At 54.0% G+C, this 2,709-nt stretch carries 2 protein-coding genes; both read left to right on the top strand.

Annotation, left to right across the window (positions count from 1 at the left end; genetic code table 11):
* Nucleotides 1-429, top strand: a 429-nt coding sequence (gene tnpA, locus DBO86_RS14100; protein WP_146173169.1) for an IS200/IS605 family transposase, incomplete at its 5' end; no start/stop codon positions are given.
* 79 nt (nucleotides 430-508) lie between these two features.
* The gene (locus DBO86_RS14105) at nucleotides 509-2,593 is read left to right on the top strand and encodes a P-loop NTPase fold protein (protein ID WP_146173204.1); all 2,085 of its coding nucleotides are present in this window, start codon (nucleotides 509-511) and stop codon (nucleotides 2,591-2,593) included.
* Nucleotides 2,594-2,709: the final 116 nt, after the last annotated feature.

A 2,709-nucleotide genomic window follows, 5' to 3' on the forward strand; every position in this document is an offset into this window, starting at 1 on the left:
GATTACAGATACGGCAGTCATACGGTCTACCAGATCGAGTATCACTTTGTTTGGGTGACTAAGTACCGATACAAGGTGCTCAGCGGTGAGGTTGCTGAGCGAGTGCGAGAGCTGGTGAGACAGACGTGCGAAGCATTTGAAATTCGGATTGTGAAAGGTGTGGTGAGCAAGGATCACGTGCATATTCTGGTGAGCAGTCCGCCGAATTTGGCGCCGAGTGAGATCATGAGGCGGATCAAGGGGCGTACGGCGAGCAAGCTTTTCGAGGAGTTTCCCCATCTGAAAAAGCGCTATTGGGGGCAGCATTTTTGGGCTCGCGGGTACTTTTGCGCGACGGTTGGGCAGATGACGGAAGAGATGATCAAGCAGTATCTGGAGCATCATTTTGAGCCGAGCCCGAACGATAATTTCAGGATGGAGCCTGACTGATCCGACGCGTCGTTCAGTCGACGCGTATCCGGACTTTCAGTCCGTAAGTCACTAACCCACCGACTTCAGTCGGTGGTTGTTGAGTGTCGCAATCTCCGGTGCATACAGTTACCTGTTGAAGAACCTCAAACCTTCGAAGATTGATAGCTACAGATCTATCACCAAGGTTTCGTTACCCAGCGCAAGCGCCGAGCAATACGAGGAGATGTTGCTGGAACAGTTGAAGGAGTTCAAACAACCAACATCGGGATTGTTCAATAAGGCGGTTCGCTGTGAGCGGCTCGTTATCTTCGTCGACGATCTGGATCGGCTCTCTGCAGAGGAGATGGTGTTGGGCCTGGATGCCGTCCGAGCGTTCATGGAGATCCCGTCCGAGAAGCTTCCTCCGGGTCTCGGGCTCGTCTTCGTGATTTCGTGTGATGAGGCTAAAGTCGCAGACGCCCTGGCGCGCGGCCGCGGGAATCCTGAGCAGCCCGGTACCGTCTTTACCCACACTGATGCGCGGCGCTATCTAGATCGAATCTTTCAGTTCCGCTTGGAGATTCCACCACCACCTCGCAGCGACATGCGTCATTTCGCGCTCACACATCTTTCGTCATTCGAGGAAATCGTTACCGACCTCAAGGCCCGTGGCTCGAGCCCTGAACAGGTGATCGATCGAATGATCCACGTGAATGTAGTTGATCCCCGTAACGCCCTACAGATTGTGAATGCTTTCGCGCAGTCGTGGTGGTTGGCCAAACGACGCGAATTGGAAGGGAGCTCAGGTGATTTGCCAGGCGGATTGCACGAACATGCAGTGACCGGGCATCCGATCTCACTAGGTGCTTTAAGCGCAGCGCGAGTGAGCTTCCCAGATTTCTATCGTGACCTGCAGGAAGATCCTCAACTACTCGGCAGGCTGACAGCCGTTCTGGTGAATGGTGACTCGGTGCAGGAACAACCTGTTGAAGCACGACCGCTGCTACTCAAGCGTTATGTCACGCACGATGATGATCATGGAACGAAAGTAAGAGATGGCTGCAGGGATCTAAGACAGTTCTTAGCCAGCCTTGTCGGCGTTCGGTGGCCGGACTCGCTACAGAGCCTACTACTGCTTTCCGAAGATCCAATCAGCCGTAAGTTTGGTGCGGGAGCCAGCGCCCTTTATGGGTTGTTGATGTCCGGAGATACGAAGGGAGTCATTGAGCAGCTTTCGCCGCGTGCAGATAAGGTTGTGCTCAGTGAGGATCAAGCGCTCTTGCTGCACCAAATGATTAGCGACTTGCATCTCGAGACATTGAGTCGTCGACACAACGCTATGCGCGTCGTAGCTAATCTTCTGGAACATCTACCAGAACGAACCCGGCGCTTGATTCTGGGGCCATTGTGCACCGAGCTGGCGGGATCCATCGATCTGAGATCTATGGTGGGACTGCCCAAGATCGGTACGATCTTGGAGGATGCCAATAGCCAGGAGCAGCGCCAGATTGCGGCGGAACTCATCGAGGACCTGCTCACCAGCAATCATAAATTTGAGTTTAATCTGGAGACTCTGCAGAGCCCAAGCTTAGGTGAGGCCAAAGAAATGGTGCTCCAGGCTTGTTCGATTGTGTTGAGGGTTCGCCAAGGGCACGGCTTGCCTCCCAAGCAAGATCGAGCGTTCATAGAGTGGCTCAAAGTTCGTGATGTCAATTTCGGTGCCACCCCGTATCACTTCAGCTTTAGCCAGCTTGAGGACTGGCTGGTAATTCATGAAGAAATGCTCCTCGACATGTTGGGTGCTGATTACGCTTTGCTCCTTGCTGCTGAGGTTGAGGCAGGCAGGAGTACGGACATTGACTTGGTTCTCGCTGCGCACCGCGTAGATGGTTTGTTCGCTGGCCTCGCACAGGCTGGTGAGGAGAGCCGGGCCGTCCTATGGAGGTTGGTGAGCCAGTATCTACCTCTACCGTCAAGCGAGCTACAAGGTAGCGCGCTGACAGTATTGGAGCAGTCTCAGAAATTGGCCGGTTCTAAACCCTTGTCTGATTGCCTGATTGGTGTCGCCGATCTCCTAATCATGCATCCAGAACCGGAAACTCAATACGACCGCGGCTATAGCTGGCTGCTGCATGTCGCTTCGTATCCGTCCGGCCAACACACCTTCCTGGCCCCGACGCCAAAGGCGATGGTGTCCACCTGATTTAAGTGGACACCATTTCTAGCCTTTTAAGCGGGTCTTTCATGCAGCCACAACGTAAGCGTTCATTCCAAGACATCCTGCCATCCCGCTGACTTCCGCCCTAGAGTGACCTCGCA

The sequence above is a fragment of the Ectopseudomonas oleovorans genome (assembly GCF_003052605.1).
Taxonomy (GTDB): Bacteria; Pseudomonadota; Gammaproteobacteria; order Pseudomonadales; family Pseudomonadaceae; genus Aquipseudomonas; species Aquipseudomonas oleovorans_A.